The sequence below is a fragment of the Terriglobus albidus genome (genome assembly GCF_025685425.1).
Taxonomy (GTDB): domain Bacteria; phylum Acidobacteriota; class Terriglobia; order Terriglobales; family Acidobacteriaceae; genus Terriglobus; species Terriglobus albidus.
The window spans coordinates 1-1504 of sequence record NZ_JAGTAS010000008.1 but is presented as its reverse complement, the minus strand read 5'-3'; the positions used below and the strand labels follow the sequence as shown (position 1 = coordinate 1504).

Below are 1504 nucleotides of genomic sequence, written 5' to 3'. Positions count from 1 at the left end.
AGCCCCAGCCCTTTCAAGGTGTTTTCTTTGCGTTTTTAAGGACGCGATAGGTGGAGAAGTGAGCTGAAGCTTGTAGTACGTCGACATATTCTTTTGTCTTTTTGATTTTTGGAGCACGTTTGGCTGCAGCCAGGTTCGCTGGTCTGGTTTTTCTCGCGATACGGAGTAGTTGCTGGGTGAGTATGAGAGGATCCGCGTTGGCCCATTGTTGCCAGTGTGAGGCTGGTAGAGCGATAAGCATTCCCTCATATCCGCTTCGTACATGCAGCGCGAGATGATAGGTGGAGACCTCAAGTTGCGGTAGATGCTCTCGATGTGCGAACTGCACGCATCGCTTGAGCGTGGCTAGTATGTTGTAGGCCAGCAGCGCCACCGCGAAGCCCAACAGAGCCGCGCGCGGATGCCCAAGGCTGGTGATCTCACTTTTGAGTACCGACTCGAGGCGTTGGAACATCCCTTCGATACGCCAACGTTTGCGGTAGAGCTCGGCGATTCGCTGGGCTCCTACCTGACTGGGCAGGTTGCTCCATAGGCGGATGACGGCATCGCCTTTCTCTGTCGGTCGGTCCAGATGCAACTCGATCCGCCGCCATTCCAGCGGCCGTCCTGCGATGCCGATCTGTTGTTCGTAGACCTCTCCGGTTTCAACACGTCCACACGCCTTCAGATCGTCCTCCCCGGTCAAGGGGGGATGGGTGCCATGTTCGCGCACCACGAAGTGAGCCCCGGCCGCCTCCCAACCCTTCATGATCGTCGCCGAGCAGAAGTTGCGATCCGCTATCCATAGCTGCCCAGCCTGAGTGCACTCCAGCAGCGGCGTCATCCCCATCCGTTCGTTGTCATAGGCGTCCTCGCATGCCACCATGTCGGTGACCAACTCCCTATCCGGGTCGTAGACCACCAGCGCATGTCCCGGCAACGCAGCTCCGCGCCGTTGCCGCAACGGCTTGAGACGCTTTTCGCTGCCCGGCAGATGATTGCCGTCGATCACACGCAACTGCCAGCCCGGAAGACTCCCAGTTCCGGCCATCGGCTCCACCACCGGGCCAAGACGCTCGGCGCTGCCGCGCACTAAACCCCGCAGGATCGCAGGCTCAGTACGTCGAACCTTGTCATACAACGCTGCCAGAGATACAGGCAGGTTCTCCATCTTTTTCGCTGCCCCATGCAGCGAGGGGCGAAGTCCAAGCGACACCAGCGACACCAACTCCACAACCGTGGAAAACAGTAATTCCCGTGAGTACTGGCGCTGACGGTGCTCATCAAATACCGCATCCACCCAGCCAGGATCCAAGGCATGTTCCAAGGCCATACGGCCCATCACCATCACAGGCGCATGCTGCTCAAAACGCTCTACGATCTCCTCCAGCATCAAACAAACTTCCTCCCGGAAATCTGTAGGCTAAACACCTCCAACCCATCAACTCAGACAATAAAGACACAACCACCATAACTAAAGTGATTCCCCCTCAACCGCTCATACAAACACCTTGAAACGGCTGGC

Annotated in this window: 1 protein-coding gene; it reads right to left on the bottom strand. The window is 57.4% G+C overall.

Annotated features, from left to right (window positions below; translation table 11 throughout):
- Positions 1–13 precede the first annotated feature (13 nt).
- A complete protein-coding gene (locus OHL21_RS00045; RefSeq protein ID WP_263415202.1) occupies positions 14–1321 on the bottom strand; it encodes an IS4 family transposase in 1308 nt (435 codons plus the stop codon).
- Between the last annotated feature and the right edge of the window lie 183 nt (positions 1322–1504).